Source organism: Pseudomonas sp. GW456-L13 (assembly GCF_017350115.1).
Classification (GTDB): domain Bacteria; phylum Pseudomonadota; class Gammaproteobacteria; order Pseudomonadales; family Pseudomonadaceae; genus Aquipseudomonas; species Aquipseudomonas jessenii.
Genome location: NZ_JACNAS010000002.1, coordinates 1,355,453 through 1,376,658 on the forward strand (window position 1 = coordinate 1,355,453; position 21,206 = coordinate 1,376,658).

Below are 21,206 nucleotides of genomic sequence, written 5' to 3' on the forward strand. Positions count from 1 at the left end.
CTAAAGAACGCCGCAGAAACTACTGCTTCCAGCGATCCGCCGCCGCATGATCACTGTCACGCCCCTCGACCCAACGCGGCCCGTCACTGGTGTTTTCTTTCTTCCAGAACGGCGCACGGGTTTTCAGGTAATCCATGACAAAGGCGCAGGCGTCGAATGCCGCCTGACGATGGGCGCTGGCCGCGCCGACGAAGACTATCGGCTCGCCCGGCTCCAGGGCGCCGATGCGGTGCAGCACTTCCAGCTTGAGCAGCGGCCAGCGCTGCTCTGCCTCGATGGCGATCTTGCCTAACGCTTTTTCAGTCATGCCGGGATAGTGTTCGAGGAACATCCCGGCGACGTCGAGGCCGTCATTGAAGTCGCGCACGTAGCCGACAAAACTCACCACTGCACCCACGCCGACATTGGCATCGTGCATGGCGTTGACTTCGGCCCCAGGGTCGAACGCCGTGGACTGCACGCGAATCGCCATGGTTCAGCCTCCGGTCACAGTCGGAAAGAACGCCACTTCATCGCCGTCGCTGACCGGTTCGTCGAGCTGGCACAGGTCTTCGTTGCGGGCGCACATCAGGTTCTGCTCGCTCAACACCTCGGCACCATCACGTTGGGCCAACAGTGCGCGGACGTCGTCGACGGTAGCGAAGTTGCCTTCTACTTTCACCGAATCCAGACCCAACGCTTCACGATAACGGGCGAAAAACTTTACGGTAACGTTCATGACTGCTCCGCCTGGAAATGTCCGCTCTTGCCGCCGACCTTCTCCAGCAGACGCACGCTTTCGATGGTCATGCCACGGTCCACGGCCTTGCACATGTCGTAGATCGTCAGCGCGGCGACACTGGCGGCGGTCAGGGCCTCCATCTCGACACCGGTCTGCCCTGACAGCTTGCAACGCGCCACGATGCGCACCGAATCCTCGCCTTCGGCACTGAGCTCGACCTTGACACCGGTCAGCATCAGCGGATGGCACAGGGGAATCAGATCGCTGGTTTTCTTCGCCGCCTGGATACCGGCAATGCGAGCCACGGCAAACACATCACCCTTGGGGTGGCCGCCGCTGACGATCATCTGCAGGGTTTCGGGCAGCATGCGCACCAGCGCTTGAGCGGTCGCCTCACGGAACGTCACGGCTTTTTCAGTGACGTCGACCATGTTGGCGCGACCTTGGGAATCGAGATGAGTCAGCACGGGATTACTCCTGATCAGGAGCGTCGATTGTAAACCTGCGGGTCAATTTTCCGCACGCACGATTATCGGGTCACCACAAACCAATGTGGGAGCGAGCTTGCTCGCGATAGCAACCTGCCATTCACCTGAAATGTCGACTGACACACCGTCATCGCGAGCAAGCTCGCTCCCACAGGTTTTTCATACGCCCATAAAAAACCGGGCGGCTTTAGGGCCGCCCGGTTCCGGTGGACAGTTACAGATGCGATTCGGCGTATTCGGCCAGGATCGAACGTGGTACCCCTTGCAGGGTGATGTGCACCCCGTTCGGGAAGTCCTTGAAGCGTTCAGTGAGGTAGGTCAGCCCGGAGCTGGTCGCGGACAGGTAAGGGGTGTCGATCTGTGCCAGGTTGCCCAGGCACACCACTTTGGAACCGGCACCGGCACGGGTGATGATGGTTTTCATCTGGTGCGGCGTGAGGTTCTGGCATTCGTCGATCAGAATCAGGCTCTGCTGGAAGCTGCGGCCCCGGATGTAGTTGAGGGATTTGAACTGCAACGGCACTTTGCTGAGGATGTAGTCGACGCTGCCATGGGTGCTTTCGTCATCCATGTGCAAGGCTTCGAGGTTGTCGGTGATGGCGCCCAGCCACGGCTCCATTTTTTCCGCCTCGGTACCGGGCAGGAAGCCGATTTCCTGATCCAGGCCCTGCACGCTACGGGTAGCGATGATGCGGCGATAACGTTTGCTGACCATGGTCTGCTCGATCGCAGCGGCCAGCGCCAGGATGGTTTTACCCGAGCCCGCGGCACCCGACAGGTTGACCAGGTGGATATCCGGATCGAGCAAGGCGTACAACGCCAGGCTCTGATAGATATCACGCGGCTTGAGGCCCCAGGCTTCCTGGTGCAGCAGCGGTTCCTGGTGCAGGTCGAGGATCAGCAAGCGGTCCTCTTCAATCTCCTTGATCCAGCCGACAAAGCCCTGTTCATCAATGATGAATTCGTTGATGTGCACCGCCGGCAGGTTGTCGATCAATTGCACCTGATGCCAGGTGCGGCCGTGGTCCTGACGGGTTTCGACCTTGCTCACGCGGTCCCAGAAAGAGCCGGTCATGTTGTGGTAGCCATTGGGCAGCAAGGACACGTCATCGACCAGTTGGTCGGTGCTGTAGTCCTCGGCCGCGATTCCGCAGGCGCGCGCCTTGAGGCGCATGTTGATGTCTTTGGTGACCAGCACCACGGGCTTCTTCGGATCGCGCGCGTGCAGGTCGATCAGTTGATTGATGATTTTGTTGTCGTTCAGGTGCTCGGGCAGAATCAGGTTCGGCTCGGCATGCTTGCTCATCAAAATTGACAGCAAACCCTTGGGTCCGCTTTTGCCACGCTGGATCGGCACACCCTGCTCGACGTCCTCGGGTGAGGCATCGCCCAGAGTCTTGTCGATCAGGCGGATGGCCTGGCGGCATTCGGCGGCTACGCTGTGATGCCCGCTCTTGAGCTTGTCGAGCTCTTCAAGCACGGTCATCGGGATCGCGACGTGGTGTTCTTCGAAGTTAAGCAGCGCGTTTGGATCGTGAATCAATACGTTGGTATCGAGTACATAAAGGATTGGCTGGTTGGAAGAAGAGCTACGTCCGTGATCATCCATACTCGGTCACCTTTGTGGGAGCCATTCGACGCAATACCTTGACGGTGCTGCGCCTCGAAGTGACTGCCGAATACACCTGCGGGGACTCAAGTGTTCTGCATACATGCGGGGTCTTGGAAGACGCCACCTGTGTTGCAGGTTTCGGCGGTCTGTCTTCGTAATACTCCAAAACGTGTGACAGAAAAAAGTACTTTGACGCTTTTTTGAAGTTTATTTTGCAGATTGACCAATAGCACTTGGCGGACTGCCATCACCCGTTTAAAGTCGGAAGTCCACCTGCAACGAATCCCCTTCCAAAATTGCCAAAAACCCAATGTTTACGGGGTTTTGTCATTTTCAGCGAAACGCATCCTGGCAATCCTCCCAGCCGATCCCGACAGGCGCCGTTTGCGTGACCAGCCACGGCAACGCCGTTTTCACTGCATCCTGTTTCACATTGAAATTGATCACTCCGTGCCGCCACAGCAGCATCAGGGTCAGCACCCGTTGCGCACTCGGGTTGCCCTTGAGTTTGCCGGCACCATCCTGGGCGTCGATGTCCCACAACGCTACCTGCAACCCCTGAGTCTTGAAGAAGCCTTCGGCATCGGAACGGCGCTGACCGTCGGGCGGACGGAACAGGGGCACGTAGTTCTCCGGCAGCTTGCTCTTGACCAGTTCGGCGCTGCGGCGCACCGAGTCCTGCCAGTCCTGCCAGTGGCTGTGGGAACGGAACTCCCAGCCTTGTACGCCGATGCACTGGCTCGAGTAGGTCGCTTGCAGGTTACTCACAGAATGTTCGGCCAAACGGGCCTGGATGTCCTTGCCGAGGACGAAGAACGTCCCGCTCATGTTCGACTTGCGCAGGTACTCGGCGACCCAGGCGGTGTTATCCGGTGCGGCGTTGGCGGCACTGTCGAAGGTCAGCAGAAACAGCCGGTCATGCATCCCGTCGCCGCTGCGCTCATAGTCGCCAAAATGATCGACTTCGCTGCTGGTTTGCGGGAACAAAGCGGCCTTGCGCAGCTGTTCGTCCAGGTACTGGGTGTGGAACACACGGCTCGGCTCGGCCCACTTGATGTAATAGCTGTCTGCGCCGACCTGGAATTTGGCAGCCTGCTCGCGCAAGGTGGGCATGTCTTCGACCAGAAAACAGAAGGAGGCATCCTGGTCGCAACTCTGTTGGGCGAAGTTGTAGTTGGCCAGCAGCCGTTGCCACATGCGCTGACGAACCCGGTCGACCGACTCCAGATTGATCGTGCGCAGGCCCAGGCGTTGGGCCAGGGCGGGTTCATCCAGCGACTCGCTGGCCAACAGGACACTGGAAAACATGAGGATCTCGGCCCTGGACGCCACGTCGAACAGTGTCGGGTTGCCGAGTTTCTCCGGCCAGGTGCTGCGATCGAGCGTCGCCACATCGCCCGGAGCCGCAATGGCGCCGAAGCTCAGTAGCCAGATCGAAATGAGAAAAGCGATACGCAATGGGATGTCTCCATAACAAAACCCGCGCGGCACTATAGCTGATCCACACACACCTCCTGCAGCAACACTGAACCACTGTGGGAGCGAGCTTGCTCGCGATAGCGATCTGACATTCAACAATGATGTCAGCTGACACACCGTCATCGCGAGCAAGCTCGCTCCCACAGGTTTTGTGCTATGCCACCAGTCATCACCTATGGACGCGATAGCTGGAGTCAACGAGGACAACCCCCTAGAATCGCCGCCACGATTAAAGGAGACGACTTCATGCTGATGGTGATTTCACCCGCCAAAACCCTCGACTATGAAACACCGCCGGCGACCCAGCGCTTCACCCAGCCGCAGTACCTCGACCACTCCCAGGAGTTGATCCTGCAGTTGCGCGAGCTGACGCCCGCGCAAATCAGCGAATTGATGCACGTTTCCGACAAGATCGGCGGGCTCAACGCCGCGCGTTTCGGCAGCTGGACGCCCGCGTTCACCCCGGAAAACGCCAAGCAGGCGCTGCTGGCCTTCAAGGGCGATGTGTACACCGGCATGAATGCGCAAACCCTCAGCGAAGCCGATTTCGATTACGCCCAAAAACACCTGCGCATGCTCTCGGGCCTCTATGGCCTGCTGCGCCCGCTGGACCTGATGCAACCCTATCGCCTGGAAATGGGCACCAAACTGGCCAACGCTCGGGGCAAGGATTTGTATGCCTTCTGGGGCACGCGCATCAGCGAGTGGCTGAACGAAGCCCTGGTCGATCAAGGCGATGACGTGCTGCTCAACCTAGCGTCCAACGAGTACTTCTCGGCCGTCAAACGCAACGCCTTGAACGCGCGCATCATCAATACCGAATTCAAGGACCTGAAGAACGGCCAGTACAAGATCATCAGCTTCTACGCGAAAAAGGCCCGTGGCTTGATGAGTCGCTTCGTCATCGAAGAACGCATTAACGACCCGGCCACCCTCAAGCAGTTCGACGTTCAAGGCTATCGCTACAGCGCCGAACAGTCCAAGCCGGACAATCTGGTGTTTCTACGCGATCACGCACCAGAGTGATGCATCCGGTCGGTGCACGACCTCCACAAACCCTCGTGCGCCGACCCTTGATTCACTTCAGACTTCCCTGCCATTTCGCCATTTTTTTGGCGCCATAAAAACACCAGCTGATTTTCTAACTTTAGTTTCACTCGACTTCAATCATTTTTTTGCGTAGTGGCACTGACTTTTTTTAACAGTAGTGGCAAAAAAATATCCCCTCTGTTGAGCCGCCTATATATAAAGGGCGAAACGGCAAGTGCTATCAATTTGAGAGCAGTGCCATCTTTCTCAATATTTCAAGAAATTTCAGATTTCGCGATGAGTGGGCTGGAACTATGTCCAAACGAGCCGCTCATACCACCGGTAACGATTCTCGCCGAGCGTGTACGAGATAACTTACGCAGATAAGCGATTCGTGTAGCGAAGTTGTAATATTAACTTGCGCTGACTAATCACCGATTTGGACAACAGCAATCGGACAGGAGATAACGCGGTATGACTATCCCCTACAAGGCCACGACAGCGCCCCTATAAACGTGCTCACCCGAGCACCCAACCGCTTGATCCACGGGCTTTCGGCCTGACATCAGGCGTGCAAGGCTGTTGCACCTGCATCCTTCCGACAGGAGGATCGGCTGCATAACAGGGCAAATCATAACAACAAGGCCTAGTTGCGCACCCCTTGAGTGCATTTATTTAGACACTCGTAACTTATATGCCAGCACAGGGCATTGTCGTGCCTGTAAGGCACACTTGCGAGTGCACTAAAACACGCTGAATACCATTAACTCCGGCCATTTAATGGCTTGATGTTTACAGGCTTGATAACAGAGAGGTAATTGCGATGCGCATCAGCATTTTTGGTTTGGGTTACGTCGGCGCAGTATGTGCCGGTTGCCTGTCTGCACGGGGCCATGACGTCGTTGGCGTCGATGTGGCCAAAGACAAGATCGATATGATCAATGCCGGCAAATCGCCGATCGTTGAACCAGGCCTGGGTGAACTTCTGGCCCAAGGCATCCAGACAGGTCGTCTGCGTGGCACCACCAACTTCGCCGAGGCGATTCGCGACACCGACCTGTCGATGATCTGCGTAGGCACGCCGAGCAAGAAGAACGGCGATCTGGAACTGAACTACATCGAGGCAGTGTGCCGCGAAATCGGTTTTGTCCTGCGTGACAAGACCACCCGCCACACCATCGTGGTGCGCAGCACCGTACTGCCGGGTACCGTGGCCAATGTGGTCATCCCGATTCTCGAAGACTGCTCCGGCAAGAAGGCCGGTGTTGATTTCGGCGTGGCCGTGAACCCTGAGTTCCTGCGCGAAAGCACCGCCATCGCCGACTACGACCAGCCGCCAATGACCGTCATCGGTGAATTCGACAAGGCGTCCGGCGACGTTCTGCAATCGCTGTACGAAGAGCTCGACGCACCGATCATCCGCAAGGACATCGCGGTCGCCGAGATGATCAAGTACACCTGCAACGTGTGGCACGCCACCAAGGTCACCTTCGCCAACGAAATCGGCAACATCGCCAAGGCGGTCGGCGTCGACGGTCGTGAAGTGATGGACGTGGTCTGCCAGGACAAGACCCTCAACCTGTCCCAGTACTACATGCGCCCAGGCTTCGCCTTCGGCGGCTCGTGCCTGCCAAAAGACGTACGTGCCCTGACCTACCGCGCCGGTTCCCTGGACGTGGAAGCCCCGTTGCTCAACTCGCTGATGCGCAGCAACGAATCCCAGGTGCAGAACGCTTTCGACATCGTTTCCAGCCACGACAAACGCAAAGTCGCCCTGCTGGGCTTGAGCTTCAAGGCCGGCACCGACGACCTGCGCGAAAGTCCGCTGGTCGACCTGGCGGAAATGCTGATCGGCAAGGGCTATGACCTGAGCATCTACGACAGCAACGTCGAGTACGCCCGCGTTCACGGTGCGAACAAGGACTACATCGAGTCGAAGATCCCTCACGTCTCGTCCTTGCTCAACTCCGACTTCGACGCGGTGATCAACAACTCCGACGTGATCATCCTCGGCAACCGCGACGAGAAGTTCCGCGCGCTGGTGCAGGAAGTTCCACACGGCAAGCAAGTGATCGACCTGGTCGGTTTCATGTCCAAGGCCACCAGCGTGACTGGCCGGACTGAAGGTATCTGCTGGTAAAGCAGCCGCAAGCTTCAAGCTCCAAGCCGCAAGTTCAAAGCTCCTCGCTTGGGGCTTGAAGCTTGGGGCTTGCAACTGACTTTAGGATTCCGATTATGCACAGGCTAAAACACGGCCTACTCCAGGCCGCCGGTTGGCTGTTCTACCTGAGTTTACTGATGGGCCTCGCCATGGCGTTGCCCGTGTCCACGTTCGACTCCGAGTCGAAGGACTTTATTTTCCTGATTGGCGCCGTGGGTATCTGGCGCTATTCGATGGGTGCCACCCACTTTGTGCGCGGCATGATTTTTCTGTACATCGTCTACCCGCACCTGCGGCGCAAAGTGCGCAAGCTGGGCAAAGCGGCTGACCCGTCCCACGTGTTCCTGATGGTCACCAGTTTCCGCATCGACGCCCTGACCACCGCGCAGGTCTACAGCTCGGTGATCCGCGAGGCCATCGACTGCGGTCTGCCGACCACCGTGGTCTGCTCCATCGTGGAAATGTCCGATGAGCTGCTGGTCAAAAGCCTGTGGAAACGGATGAACCCGCCGTCCCGGGTCAAGCTCGACTTCGTGCGCATTCCCGGCACCGGCAAACGCGATGGCCTGGCCTACGGCTTCCGCGCCATCTCCCGGCACCTGCCGGATGATCGCGCCGTGGTCGCGGTGATCGATGGCGACACCGTGCTGGCCGAAGGCGTGGTGCTCAAGACCGTGCCGTGGTTCCAGATGTTCGGCAACGTCGGTGGCCTGACCACCAACGAATTCTGCGAAGTGCGCGGCGGCTACATCATGAGCGAATGGCACAAGCTGCGTTTCGCCCAGCGTCACATCAACATGTGCTCCATGGCCTTGTCCAAGCGCGTGCTGACCATGACTGGCCGCATGTCGGTGTTCCGCGCCACCGTGGTCACCAACCCGGACTTCATCGCCGACGTGGAAAGCGACTCGCTGCAACATTGGCGCCTGGGTCGCTTCAAGTTCCTTACCGGCGATGACAAGTCGAGCTGGTTCAGCCTGATGCGCCTGGGCTACGACACGTTCTACGTGCCCGACGCGGCGATCAACACCGTTGAACACCCGCCGGAAAAGAGCTTCATCAAGGCCAGCCGCAAACTGATGTTCCGCTGGTACGGCAACAACCTGCGGCAGAACTCCCGTGCCCTGGGCCTGGGAGTCAAACGCCTCGGCGTGTTCACTTCGGTGGTGCTGTTCGACCAGCGCGTGTCGATGTGGACCTCGCTGCTGGGCCTGACCGTGGCACTGATCGCCAGCTTCAAGTACGGCACCGCGTTCATCCTGGTGTACCTGCTGTGGATCGGCATCACCCGGTTCATCCTGACCTTGTTGCTGTCGTGCTCCGGACACCGGATCGGCCCGGCTTACCCGGCGATTCTCTATTACAACCAGATCGTCGGCGCGCTGGTGAAGATCTACGTGTTCTTCCGCCTCGACCAACAGTCCTGGACCCGCCAACCCACGTCTCTGACCCGTGATCTCGCCAGCTTTCAACGTTGGTTCAACACCTGGTCGTCTCGGACCATGACCTTCTCTGCCGGCAGCATTTTTGTCGCCGTGCTGCTGTTGATGGTCTGACCGCCCCCTTATTGAATTAACCAGGAAATCGCCTTTATGAATACCGCCGTCAACGCCAACGTAGTGCACGAATCCGAAGCCCAGCGCCAACACGCCCGAGTGAAAATCCCGGCCAAGTTGCGTTTCTTCGGCCCTGACCGGACGCCGGTCGAAGCCCGGGTGATCGACCTGTCCGCCGGTGGCCTGGCGTTCAATGCCGGTCAATTGCCGCTGAAGATGGGTGACGTGTACAAGGCCCGCCTGCAATTCGTCATCGACAACCTCGGCCTGGCCATGGACGTCGAGTTGCAGGTCCGCTCTTTCGATCGCGAGACCGGACGCGCCGGCTGCCAGTTCCAGAACCTGGAACCACGGGACATCTCGACCCTGCGCCACCTGATCACTTCGCACCTGGCTGGCGACATCGTCAGCGTGGGTGAAATGCTGGCGACCCTGCAGCGCGACAACTTCACCAAGGCGCGCAAGGTCAAGGACGGCGGCCACGGCATGTCCGCGTTCGGACGCCTGAAAGCCGTGACCTTCAGCCTGGGGATCTTCGTTGTCGGCGTGGCTGCATTCGGCTTTGTCTTCAAATCGGTGTATGGCATGTACTTCGTCAGCCACGCCCAGGCCGGTCTGGTCAGCGTGCCGGGCGTGAACATCACCATGCCCCGCGACGGCACCGTGCAGAGCCTGGTGAAAGCCGACGGCGTGGCCGCCAAGGGCGCACCGCTGGCGACCTTCAGTACCAGCATGCTCGACGTGCTCAAGGGCCATCTGGACGAAGACCAACTGCAACCGGCCAAGGTTGAAGAACTGTTCGGCAAGCAGATGACCGGCACCCTGACCTCGCCTTGCGACTGCACCGTGGCCCAGCAAATGGTCGCCAACGGTCAGTACGCCAGCAAGGGCGACGTGATCTTCCAACTGGTGCCGCGTAACAGCGAAGCCAATGTTGAAGCGCGCTTCTCCTATCGCCAGTTCGGCGACGTGCGCCCGGGTACTTCGGTGCGCTTCCAGATCGCCGGCGAGGACAAGAGCCGCACCGGCAAGATCGTCAGCAGCACCAGCCTGAAAAGCGCCGACCTGTCTTCGGACATCCGCGTGCTGATCCAGCCGGACGAAACCCTGGACAGCTCCCTCGCCGGCCGCCCGGTGGAAGTGAACAGCGACCGTGGCCCGAACCTGAACTGGCTGATCGACAAAGCCATGGCTGTCGGTCTTTAAGTCGAGGACATGCCTGTGACTACTCCAACCCTCAACACGCCGCCGACCCTGTGGGAGCGAGCTTGCTCGCGATGGGATCGACGCGGTCTGTCTGATGCACCGAGCCAGCCGCATCGCGAGCAAGCTCGCTCCCACATGGGATTTGCGTTCTGTTCGCTAGCCTTGGCGGTCAGCCTCAGCGGCTGCGCCGGCCTGCCCGACCAGCGCCTGGCCAACGAAGCGCTCAAACGTGGCGATACCGCCACCGCCGCGCAGAACTATCGGCAACTGGCAGACCTGGGCTACAGCGAAGCCCAGGTCGGCCTGGCCGATATCCAGGTCGACAGCCGTGACCCGACGCAGATGAAACAGGCCGAGGCGACTTACCGCGCCGCGGCCAGCGTTTCGCCGCGCGCCCAGGCACGCCTCGGTCGTCTGCTGGTGGCCAAGCCCGGCTCCACCGAAGCGGAACAACACGAAGCCGAAACCCTGTTGAAAAAAGCCGCTGCAGCGGGCGAAGGCAATACGCTGATCCCGTTGGCGATGCTGTACCTGCAATACCCGCACAGCTTCCCCAACGTGAATGCCCAGCAGCAGATCAGCCAATGGCGCGCCGAAGGCAAGCCGGAAGCGGGTCTGGCGCAGGTGCTGCTCTATCGCACCCAGGGCACCTACGACCAGCATCTGGATGACGTGGAAAAAATCTGCAAGGCCGCGCTCAACACCAGCGACATCTGCTACGTCGAACTGGCCACGGTCTATCAGAAACAGGCCAAGCCAGAGCAACAGGCCGAGCTGATCAAGCAGATGCAAGCGGCGCACGCACACGGCACCGTTTCCGCGCAGCGCGTCGACAGCGTTGCCCGCGTGCTCGCCGATGCCTCCCTGGGCAAGACCGACGAGAAAACCGCGCAGTCGCTGCTAGAGCCGATCGCACCGGGCTACCCGGCGTCGTGGGTCTCCCTCGCGCAACTGCTCTACGACTTCCCCGAACTGGGCGACGTCGACCAGATGATGAAGTACCTGGACAACGGCCGCGCCGCCGACCAGCCCCGCGCCGAGCTGTTGCTGGGCAAGCTCTACTTCGAAGGCAAACTGGTGCCGGCCGACGCCAAGGTCGCCGAAGCGCATTTCCAGAAAGCCGTCGGCCGTGAAGTCGCTGCCGATTACTACCTCGGCCAGATTTATCGCCGTGGCTACCTGGGCAAGGTCTATCCGCAGAAGGCCCTCGACCATCTGTTGACCGCTGCGCGCAACGGCCAGAACAGCGCCGACTTCGCCATCGCCCAACTGTTTTCCCAAGGCAAGGGCACCAAGCCGGATCCGCTGAACGCCTATGTCTTCAGCCAACTGGCCCTGGCCCAGAACACTCCGCAAGCCACCGAGCTTGCGCAAACAATCCAAACGCAACTGCCGCCCGACCGGTTGGCCGAGGCCCAACGCCTGTTGAAACAAGAACAGGCCGTGCGCGGTGCCCTGAGCCCGAACACGCCGGAACTGCATGCCCTGCAAGAAGAAGATGGCGAGGAATCCCAATGAAGTTGAATCCATTCATGAAGGCCGGCATCGGCCTGACATTCGCGCTGATCTGGTCTTGCCCGACGCTGGCTGCGATGACTGAAGAAACCAAGAACTTCGGCCTGGACGTAAAAATCACCGGCCAGTCCGAAGACGACCGTGACCTCGGCACCGCCGACGGCGGCGACGTCAACGGCGTCGGTCTCGACCTGCGTCCGTGGGTCTACGGCGAAAGCGGCGCGTGGAGCGCCTACGCCATGGGTCAGGCGGTGACGTCCACCGACATCATCGAGACCGACACCCTGCAACAATCCGATGGCGCTGAGAACACCGACAATGGTGATCGCGAGACCAAGAAAAACTACCTGGCGATGCGTGAGTTCTGGGTCGGCTACAGCGGCTTCACGCCCTACCCCGGCGAGATCCTGAAGTTCGGTCGCCAGCGCCTGCGCAATGACGACGGCCAATGGCGCGACACCAACATCGAAGCCCTTAACTGGACCTTCGACACCACCCTGCTGCGCGCCAACGTCGGTATCGCCGAACGCTTCAGCGAGTACCGCACCGACCTCAAGGAGCTCGCACCAGAGGACAAGGATCGCCTGCACGCTTACGCCGATGCGGCGTACCAGTGGACACCGGGCAACTGGGTGGGCATCCGCGGTCATCACACCCACGACGACGGCAAACTCGACTACGCACAACCGGGCGTGCCGAGCGATTCGCTGGACAAGAAACAGAACGGCGACATCAGCTGGCTCGGCCTCACCGCCGACAGCGACGCCTACAACTGGCGCAATACCAACACAGTCAACTACTGGGGCAGCATCACCGGCATGAGCGGCGACCGCGACACGGTCAATCCGCTGAACGCCGATGGCACCGCTCCCGCACAAGCCAAGCGCAGCGGCGACGTCGATGGCTGGGCCACCGATCTGGGTGTTCGCCTGCGCCTCGATCCGCAATGGCAAGTCGGTGCGGCCTACGCCCGCGCCAGCGAAGACTATGAACAGAACGGTCTGGAAAGTAACCGCTCGAACTACACCGGTACCCGCTCGCGCGTGCACCGTTTCGGCGAAGCCTTCCGTGGCGAAATGAACAACATGCAGAGCGCCACTCTGTTCGGTTCGTGGATGCTCAACGACGAATACGACGCCAGTCTGATCTACCACAAATTCTGGCGCGTCGACGGCAACAAGCCGGTCGGCAGCAACGGCATCGACGCTGTGCAGAACAATACCGATGACGTGACTGGCGCGATCCTCTCCAGTACGTCCCTGCCGCTGAACGATGGCGAGAAAGACCTCGGTCAGGAAATGGACCTGGTGGTGACTAAGTACTTCAAACAAGGCCTGTTGCCGGCTTCGATGAGTCAGGCGATCGATGAGCCTTCGGCCCTGGTGCGCTTGCGTGGCGGCGTGTTCAAGCCAGGCGATGCGTACGGCAAGGAAGTCGATTCGTACATGCACCGCGCGTTCATCGACGTGATCTGGCGCTTCTGATGCACATTGCGAAGGGAGTCTCCCAGATGAATCATCCAGCCCGAAAAGGCTCGATCAGCCTGCTGGCCGGCGCGATGCTGCTGGCCAGTGCGACTGGCTTCGCCAATGTGGAGCCGGCGAAGCCGGCAACCACGGCCAAGGAACTGCAACAGGCCAAGACCTACACCGTCAGCAGCGCACCGACCGCGCCGCTGGAACTGGCCACGCCGAAACTGCCGGACGTTTCCGGCTACACAGCCGAAGCCATCGCCGCGAAGATCGTGCGCAGCAAACCGGGCAAGATCAGCCTGCGCCGGATGATGCAGGAAGACGCCCTGAAGGACTTCATCGGTGGCGACAACAAGATGGCCGAGTGGGTAGTGCGTCAGCACGGCATCCCCCAGGCGATCTTCGTCGACGACGGCTACATGAACCTCAAGGACCTGGCGAAAAAGGTCCCCAAGCAGTACTTCAGCGAAACCTCGCCGGGTGTGTTCCTGGCGAAGTTGCCGATCGTGGTCGGTCGCCACGGCATCCTGGAAATCGACAAGCAGACCCAGGAACTGCGTCTGTCCCAGGAGGCCGGCTCGTTCCTGGTCAACGACGGCCAGCTGTTCGTGCGTGACACAAAAATCACTGGCTGGCGCGAGAAGGACAACGGCCCGGCGACGTTCAATTCGCCCAAGGAATTCCGTCCGTTCCTGCTGTCCTGGGGCGGCACCGAAACCTACATCGCCAACAGCAAGATCGCCAGTTTCGGCTACGCCAACAGTAAATCCTACGGCGTGAGTATTTCCCAGTACACGCCGAACATGGCCAAGGTGCTCAAGCGCCCTGAGCCGACCGGCTGGATCGTCGGATCCGAGTTCTCGGACATGTGGTACGGCTTCTACTGCTATGAAACCCGCGACTTCGTGGTCAAGGGCAACACCTACAAAGACAACATCGTCTACGGCATCGACCCCCACGACCGTTCCCACGGTCTGATCATTGCCGACAACACGGTGTACGGGACCAAGAAGAAGCACGGGATCATTATTTCCCGTGAGGTCAACGACAGCTTCATCTTCAACAACCGCAGCTACGACAACAAGTTGTCGGGCCTGGTGATCGACCGTAACAGCGTGAACAACCTGATCGCCCACAACGAGATCTACCAGAACCACACCGACGGCATCACCCTCTACGAGAGTGCCGACAACCTGCTGTGGGGCAACAAAGTCGTCAGCAACCGTCGCCACGGCATCCGCATTCGTAACAGCGTGAACATTCGCCTGTACGAAAACGTCGCCATGGCCAACGGCCTGACCGGCGTCTATGGCCACATCAAGGACCTGAGCAACACCGACCGTGACATCAAGCTCGACCCGTTCGACGCCCAGGTGTCGCTGATCGTGGTCGGCGGTGAGTTGGCGGCCAATGGTAGCGGGCCGCTGTCCATCGACTCGCCGCTGAGTGTCGAGTTGTATCGCGTGTCCATGCTCGCCCCGACCAAATCCAGCGGCATCAGCTTTTCGGGGATTCTCGGCGAGCGCCAGGATGAAATTCTCGACCTGCTGGTGCGCCAGCAGAAAGCCGTGCTGATCGACCCCGTCGAACGCCAGACCGAAATGCGGGACTGAGGATAATCTTATGCACCCACACTTGATCAAATTACTCAGCCTGTCGGCCTTGACCGCCGGCATTCTCGCCGCCAGCGGTGGTGCTCGCGCCGATGAGGTCAAAGCGCCTAGCTTCACCGCAGAACCGTGCTGCAGCCTGTGCCCGGCCGCCCACGACGCGAAGAACTACACCACCCGTTATCAGCAGAACTTCACCACGCTGGTACAGGCCCAGGGCGACTGGTTGTTCCGTACGCAAGAAGACTTGCGCACCGAATTCGACACCACACCCGCCGGTTACAAACGCATGAAACAACTGCACGATGCGTTCAAGAGCAAAGGTGTCGAACTGGTCGTGGTCTATCAGCCGACCCGTGGCCTGGTGAACCGCAACAAGCTCAATCCGGCAGAGAAAGCCAGCTTCGACTTCGACAAGGCGCTGAGGAACTACAAGTCCATGCTCGGTCGTTTTGCGCAGATGGGCTATGTCGTTCCGGACCTGTCGCCGCTGACCAACGAGCAACTGCCCGACACCCTGCCCGCCCACGATTTCTACTTCCGTGGCGACCAGCACTGGACCCCGTATGGTGCCCAGCGCACGGCGAAAATCGTCGCCGAGAAGGTCAAGCAATTGCCTGAGTTCGCCGACATTCCCAAGCGCGAATTCGAGACCCACAAGTCGGGTCGCATGGGCAAGACCGGAACATTGCACAACATGGCCGGTCAACTCTGTGGCACCAGCTACGCGATCCAGTACATGGATCAGTTCACCACCGAGCCGAAGGGCGAAGCGGGCGATGGCGATCTGTTCGGCGATTCCGGCAATCCGGAAATCACCCTGGTCGGTACCTCCCACAGCGGCAAGAACTACAACTTCGCCGGTTTCCTCGAAGAAGCCATCGGCGCCGACATCCTCAACGTGGCGTTCCCCGGCGGCGGCCTGGAAGGTTCGATGCTGCAGTACCTGGGCAGCGACGAGTTCCAGAAGAACCCGCCGAAGATTCTCATCTGGGAATTCTCGCCGCTGTATCGCCTCGACCAGGAAACCATCTACCGCCAGATGATGGCGCTGCTGGACAACGGTTGCGAAGGCAAGGATGCGCAGATGTCCGGCAGCACCACCCTGAAGCCGGGCAAGAATGAACTGATGGTCAACAGCAAAAACCTGAACCTGCAAAACGGCAGTCACCAGGTCGACATCCGCTTCGCCGACACCTCGGTGAAAACCCTGCAAGCCACCCTCTGGTACATGAACGGACGCCACGAGGACATCAAGATCGAAAAACCGGAAACCTCCGATACCGACGGGCGTTTCGCCTTCGAGTTGCGCACGGACGAAGACTGGGCCACGCAGAATCTGCTGGCCGTCGAAATCCAGGGGCCTGAAAACGCCACCACGCCACAGAAAGTCGAAGCGAAAATCTGCAAACGCAACGTATTCCCGAGCGCCGAACAGCGTACTGCTTCGGTCGGGCAATGAGGTCTGCTATGCGAAATCCGATACTTTCAAAATTGTTGGCACCCACCCTGTTAAGCCTGGCGATGTTCGCCGGTGCAGCGCAGGCTGCGGCGCCACTGCGCCCGCCGCAGGGATACTTCGCGCCGATTGAAAAAATCAAAACCGGCGACAAGAGCGAAGGCTGCGATGCGATGCCGACGCCGTACACCGGCTCGCTGCAATTTCGCAGCAAATACGAAGGTTCGGACAAGGCCCGCGCGACCCTGAACGAGCAGTCGGAAAAAGCCTTCCGCGAAAGCACCGCCGACATCACCAAGATCGAGCGAGGCATCAGTAAGCGCGTGATGCAGTTCATGCGTGACGGCCGCCCGGAACAACTGGAGTGCACGCTGACCTGGTTGACCGCCTGGGCCAAGGCCGATGCGCTGATGTCCAAGGACTTCAACCACACCGGCAAGTCCATGCGCAAATGGGCGTTGGGCAGCATGGCATCGTCGTACATTCGCCTGAAATTCTCCGACTCCCGTCCGCTGGCCAACCATCAGCAAGAGTCGCAGCTGATCGAAGCCTGGTTCAGCAAGATGGCCGACCAGGTGGTCAGCGACTGGGACAACCTGCCGCTCGACCAGACCAACAACCACTCGTACTGGGCCGCCTGGTCGGTGATGGCCACGTCCGTCGCCACCAACCGTCGCGACCTGTTCGACTGGGCAGTGAAGGAATACAAGGTCGGCGCCAACCAGGTCGACGCCGACGGCTACCTGCCCAACGAACTCAAGCGTCAGCAACGGGCCCTGGCCTACCACAACTACGCCCTGCCGCCGCTGGCGATGATCGCCAGTTTCGCCCAGGTCAACGGTGTGGATTTGCGTCAGGAAAACAACGGCGCATTGAAACGCCTGGGTGATCGCGTGCTCGCCGGGGTGAATGACCCGGATGAGTTCGAGGAAAAGAACGGCAAGGAACAGGACATGACCGACTTGAAGGTCGACTCGAAATTCGCCTGGCTCGAACCGTTCTGCTCGCTCTACACCTGCTCGCCCGAGGTGCTGGCGAAGAAGCACAAGATGCAACCGTTCAAGACCTTCCGCCTCGGCGGTGACCTGACCAAGGTCTACGACCCGGCCAATGAAAAGGGCAGCAAGGGTTCTTGAAGACAGACACAAAACCTGTGGGAGCGAGCTTGCTCGCGATAGCGGTCTGACATTCAACATCGATGTCGACTGACACTCCCTCATCGCGAGCAAGCTCGCTCCCACAGGGTCGGTGTCGAAAGTGAGTTTTGTGAGTTAGCCCCCCGGATTTCCGTGGGGGGTTTGGGGGGGCCGTTGGCCCTTGACTGTTGGTTCAAACAAGGAGAGATCGGGATGGTTTTTTCGTCCAACGTGTTCCTGTTTTTATTCTTGCCGATCTTCCTCGGCTTGTACTATCTGAGCGGGCAACGCTATCGCAATTTGCTGCTGCTGATTGCCAGTTACGTGTTCTACGCCTGGTGGCGTGTGGACTTCCTCGCGCTGTTCGCCGGCGTTACGCTGTGGAACTACTGGATCGGCCTGAAAGTCGGTGCCGCCGGGGTCAGGACCAAACCGGCGCAGCGCTGGCTGCTGCTCGGCGTGGCTGTCGACCTGTGCATCCTCGGCTACTTCAAGTACGCCAACTTCGGCGTCGACAGCATCAACGCAATGATGACGTCGGTGGGCCTGGAACCCTTCATCCTGACCCACGTGCTGCTGCCGATCGGGATCTCGTTCTACGTCTTCGAGTCCATCAGCTACATCATCGACGTCTACCGTGGCGACACCCCGGCGACCCGCAACCTGATCGACTTCGCAGCGTTCGTGGCGATCTTCCCGCACTTGATCGCGGGCCCCGTGTTGCGTTTCCGTGACCTGGCCGACCAGTTCAACAACCGCACCCACACCCTCGACAAGTTCTCCGAGGGCTGCACGCGGTTCATGCAGGGTTTCATCAAGAAAGTCTTCATCGCCGACACCCTGGCGGTGGTGGCCGACCACTGCTTTGCCCTGCAAAACCCGAGCACGGGCGATGCCTGGCTCGGCGCCCTGGCGTATACCGCGCAGTTGTATTTCGACTTCTCCGGTTACAGCGACATGGCCATCGGCCTGGGCTTGATGATGGGTTTCCGCTTCATGGAAAACTTCAAGCAGCCGTACATCAGCCAGTCGATCACCGAGTTCTGGCGGCGCTGGCACATCAGCCTGTCGACCTGGCTGCGTGACTACCTGTACATCACCCTCGGCGGTAACCGCAAAGGCACGCTGATGACCTATCGCAACCTGTTCCTGACCATGCTGCTTGGTGGTCTGTGGCACGGCGCGAACATCACCTACATCGTCTGGGGTGCGTGGCACGGCATGTGGCTGGCGATTGAAAAAGCCATCGGCCTGAACACCTCGCCACGCAGTTTCAACCCGATCCGCTGGGCACTGACCTTCCTGCTGGTGGTGATGGGCTGGGTGATCTTCCGCGCGGAAAACCTGCACGTCGCCGGGCGCATGTACGGCGCGATGTTCAGCTTCGGCGACTGGTCGCTGTCGGAACTCAACCAGGCCAGCCTCACCGGTCTGCAAGTGGCGACCCTGATCGTGGCCTACGTGACCCTGGCGTTCTTCGGCCTGCGCGACTTCTACACCAACCAGCCTCCGGTCAAGACCAAGCCTGCCGTGAGCGTCGACACCGACGGCCCGGCCGCTGCGACACCGGGAACGATCAAGGCCGTGCCTGGGGATAACCCGGCGAGCATCCACCAGCCAGGCTACACCGTCGGCGTCGAAGCCCAGGTGCAACCGGCCTACTGGACCGCTGACTGGTCGCGTTACGTGATGCGTGCGCTGGTGCTGCTGCTGTTCATTGCCTCGATTCTCAAACTCTCGGCGCAGAGCTTCTCGCCGTTCCTTTACTTCCAGTTCTGAGGGATCTGACCATGACCCGCTCATTACGCATCTTCTACATCGCGCTGTTCCTGGTGACCTTGCTGGTGCTCGGTCTGTGGTCGGTGCGCAGCTTCTTCGGCTTCAGCACCAACGCCGATGCGACTGTGCTCAACGGCCGCTGGAGCAAAGCCGTGGAAACGCACTACGACGACGAGTTCCCGATCAAACGCCTGGGCACCAACCTCTGGGCCGCGCTGGATTTCAAACTGTTCAACGAAGGTCGTCCGGGCGTGGTGCTCGGTCGCGACCAGTGGTTGTACAGCGATGAAGAATTCCACCCGGTAGTCAACGAAGAGCTGAACCTGCAAGGCAACTACGCGCTGGTCGAAGGCGTACGCCAGACCTTGAAGGAAAAAGGCGTGCAACTGGTGATGGCGGTGGTGCCGGCCAAGGTGCGCCTGTACCCGGAACACCTCGGTGAAGTGAAACCGGCGAGCATCCACGCCAACCTCTACAAGGACTTCCACCAGCGCCTGGCCGCCGACCGTATTCCGGCCCCTGACCTGCTCGGCCCGCTGCAACAGGCCAAGCAGAATGGCCAGCAAGTGTTCCTGCGCACCGACACCCACTGGACGCCGCAAGGTGCCGAGATCGCCGCCAACCGTCTGGCCAGGACCATTGCCGACAAGTACCCGCTAAGCGGCGAGCCCCAGCGTTTCGTCACTGAACCTGCCGAAACCATTACGCACAAGGGCGACCTGCGTCTGTTCCTGCCACTGGACCCGCTGTTCGAAAACCTGATGCCTAAACAGGAGCAATTGCAGAAGCGCAATACGGTCGTGGCTGAAGATCAATCCGCCGGTGACGACGCGCTGTTCGCCAACACCGAAGTGCCGGTGGCCCTGATCGGCACCAGCTACAGCGCCAACCCCAACTGGAACTTCGTCGGTGCGCTCAAGCAAGCGCTGAACAGCGACGTGGTCAATTACGCCGAAGACGGCCACGGCCCGATTCTGCCGATGCTCAGCTACCTCAAGAGCGACGCCTTCAAGAACAGCCCGCCACAGGTGCTGATCTGGGAGTTCCCTGAACGATATCTGCCCGTGAACAACGAAATCGGCGACGCCGACCCGCAGTGGGTCGCAGAGCTTAAACAAGCCGGCGCCCGCCAACAAAACGTAGCTGCAAACACTAAATCCGAGACGCCCGACCGGGCGCAAAACTGAAAGAGAGGTACACCATGACTTTCACTACAACTCCTCGTCGTCTCGCTAAAAGCTTTGCCCTGGTTGCCGGCCTCAGCGTGCTGTCGGTACAGGCTTTCGCCGCAGGCGACGCCGCCCTGTACGGCCCGACCGCACCGAAAGGCTCGACCTTCGTGCGTATCTACAACGCCGGCAACGCCGAAGTCAGCGCCACCGTCGGCAGCACCAACCTGAGCGACGTCGCGCCACTGTCCAGCACTGACTTCAGCTTCATGCCGGGCGGCGACTACAGCGCCAAGGTTGGCAGCCAGACCCTGCCGGTGAAACTGGCCGGCGACCACTATTACACCCTGGTCAACAACGCCAGCGGCGCCCCGCAACTGATCGAAGAGCCGCCGTTCAAGAACAAGCAGAAGTCCCTGGTACGCGTGCAAAACCTCAGTGACAAGGCGCTGACCCTGAAGACCGCCGACGGTAAGACCGACGTGGTCCCGAACGTTGCGCCCAAGGGTCGCGGCGAGCGTGAAATCAACCCGGTCAAGGTCAGCCTGGCCTTGTACGACGGCACCACCAAAGTCGGCGACGTGAAACCGGTCGCCCTGGAACGCGGTGAAGCCGCGGTGCTGTACGTCACCGGCAGCGGCAGCAGCCTGTCGCCGGTCTGGGTGAAACGCCCGGTGTCGACGCGCTAATACATTCGTCTGGCTTGACCCAATCCCTGTGGGAGCGGGCTTGCCCGCGATGAGGCCCTTGAGACCGCCATCGCAGGCAAGCCAGCTCCCACAAGGACCGAGGCGTCAATCCGGACACGGAACAA

At 60.0% G+C, this 21,206-nt stretch carries 17 protein-coding genes; 12 read left to right on the forward strand and 5 right to left on the reverse strand.

Translation table 11 applies throughout. The features are described 5' to 3' along the window. Positions 1-19: 19 nt before the first annotated feature. The 5 genes from moaE to J4D25_RS20250 all read right to left on the reverse strand — a co-directional run bounded on the left by moaE (position 20) and on the right by J4D25_RS20250 (position 4,279). Positions 20-472 carry a molybdopterin synthase catalytic subunit MoaE gene (gene moaE / locus J4D25_RS20230; RefSeq protein WP_007989960.1) on the reverse strand — a complete coding sequence of 151 codons (453 nt, stop codon included), beginning with the start codon at positions 470-472 and terminating at the stop codon, positions 20-22. A 3-nt stretch (positions 473-475) separates the two neighbouring features. Continuing rightward, positions 476-718, reverse strand: a complete 243-nt coding sequence (moaD, locus tag J4D25_RS20235) for a molybdopterin converting factor subunit 1 (RefSeq protein WP_057713393.1) — start codon at positions 716-718, stop codon at positions 476-478. Next, on the reverse strand, positions 715-1,188 hold the full coding sequence (gene moaC / locus J4D25_RS20240) for a cyclic pyranopterin monophosphate synthase MoaC (protein WP_057713392.1): 474 nt from the start codon (positions 1,186-1,188) through the stop codon (positions 715-717). Before moaC ends, moaD begins: the two co-directional genes overlap by 4 nt. 235 nt (positions 1,189-1,423) lie before the next feature. Continuing rightward, a complete protein-coding gene (locus J4D25_RS20245; RefSeq protein WP_008050144.1) occupies positions 1,424-2,818 on the reverse strand; it encodes a PhoH family protein in 1,395 nt (464 codons plus the stop codon). A gap of 336 nt (positions 2,819-3,154) precedes the next feature. Next, complete coding sequence (locus tag J4D25_RS20250) at positions 3,155-4,279, reverse strand: polysaccharide deacetylase family protein (protein WP_057713391.1); 1,125 nt, start codon at positions 4,277-4,279, stop codon at positions 3,155-3,157. Between the two features lie 267 nt (positions 4,280-4,546). Here J4D25_RS20250 and yaaA point away from each other — a divergent pair, with 267 nt between their 5' ends. From yaaA to J4D25_RS20310, 12 genes are all read left to right on the forward strand, one after another. Continuing rightward, on the forward strand, positions 4,547-5,326 hold the full coding sequence (gene yaaA / locus J4D25_RS20255; protein WP_057713390.1) for a peroxide stress protein YaaA: 780 nt from the start codon (positions 4,547-4,549) through the stop codon (positions 5,324-5,326). An 826-nt stretch (positions 5,327-6,152) separates the two neighbouring features. Then, entirely contained in the window at positions 6,153-7,469 is a 1,317-nt protein-coding gene (locus J4D25_RS20260) for a nucleotide sugar dehydrogenase (protein ID WP_057713389.1), read from the forward strand. 95 nt (positions 7,470-7,564) lie between these two features. After that, entirely contained in the window at positions 7,565-9,046 is a 1,482-nt protein-coding gene (gene alg8, locus J4D25_RS20265; protein ID WP_057713388.1) for a mannuronan synthase, read from the forward strand. 36 nt (positions 9,047-9,082) lie between these two features. Beyond that, on the forward strand, positions 9,083-10,252 hold the full coding sequence (locus J4D25_RS20270) for an alginate biosynthesis protein Alg44 (RefSeq protein WP_057713387.1): 1,170 nt from the start codon (positions 9,083-9,085) through the stop codon (positions 10,250-10,252). 15 nt (positions 10,253-10,267) lie between these two features. Continuing rightward, positions 10,268-11,770 carry an alginate biosynthesis TPR repeat lipoprotein AlgK gene (algK, locus tag J4D25_RS20275; protein WP_079246711.1) on the forward strand — a complete coding sequence of 501 codons (1,503 nt, stop codon included), beginning with the start codon at positions 10,268-10,270 and terminating at the stop codon, positions 11,768-11,770. Continuing rightward, on the forward strand, positions 11,767-13,251 hold the full coding sequence (locus tag J4D25_RS20280; RefSeq protein WP_057713385.1) for an alginate export family protein: 1,485 nt from the start codon (positions 11,767-11,769) through the stop codon (positions 13,249-13,251). The genes algK and J4D25_RS20280 overlap by 4 nt, the downstream gene beginning before the upstream one ends. Before the next feature lie 26 nt (positions 13,252-13,277). Next, positions 13,278-14,852, forward strand: a complete 1,575-nt coding sequence (gene algG / locus J4D25_RS20285) for a mannuronan 5-epimerase AlgG (protein ID WP_057713384.1) — start codon at positions 13,278-13,280, stop codon at positions 14,850-14,852. Positions 14,853-14,862: 10 nt separating this feature from the next. After that, complete coding sequence (locus J4D25_RS20290) at positions 14,863-16,311, forward strand: alginate O-acetyltransferase (RefSeq protein ID WP_057713383.1); 1,449 nt, start codon at positions 14,863-14,865, stop codon at positions 16,309-16,311. A gap of 8 nt (positions 16,312-16,319) precedes the next feature. Beyond that, the gene (locus J4D25_RS20295; protein ID WP_057713382.1) at positions 16,320-17,444 is read left to right on the forward strand and encodes a mannuronate-specific alginate lyase; all 1,125 of its coding nucleotides are present in this window, start codon (positions 16,320-16,322) and stop codon (positions 17,442-17,444) included. Positions 17,445-17,657: 213 nt separating this feature from the next. Next, positions 17,658-19,223, forward strand: a complete 1,566-nt coding sequence (locus J4D25_RS20300; protein ID WP_057713381.1) for an MBOAT family protein — start codon at positions 17,658-17,660, stop codon at positions 19,221-19,223. Positions 19,224-19,234: 11 nt separating this feature from the next. Further along, positions 19,235-20,410, forward strand: a complete 1,176-nt coding sequence (locus J4D25_RS20305) for an alginate O-acetyltransferase (RefSeq protein ID WP_057713380.1) — start codon at positions 19,235-19,237, stop codon at positions 20,408-20,410. Positions 20,411-20,424: 14 nt separating this feature from the next. After that, positions 20,425-21,081 carry an alginate O-acetyltransferase AlgF gene (locus J4D25_RS20310; protein ID WP_057713379.1) on the forward strand — a complete coding sequence of 219 codons (657 nt, stop codon included), beginning with the start codon at positions 20,425-20,427 and terminating at the stop codon, positions 21,079-21,081. The last annotated feature ends 125 nt before the right edge of the window (positions 21,082-21,206 follow it).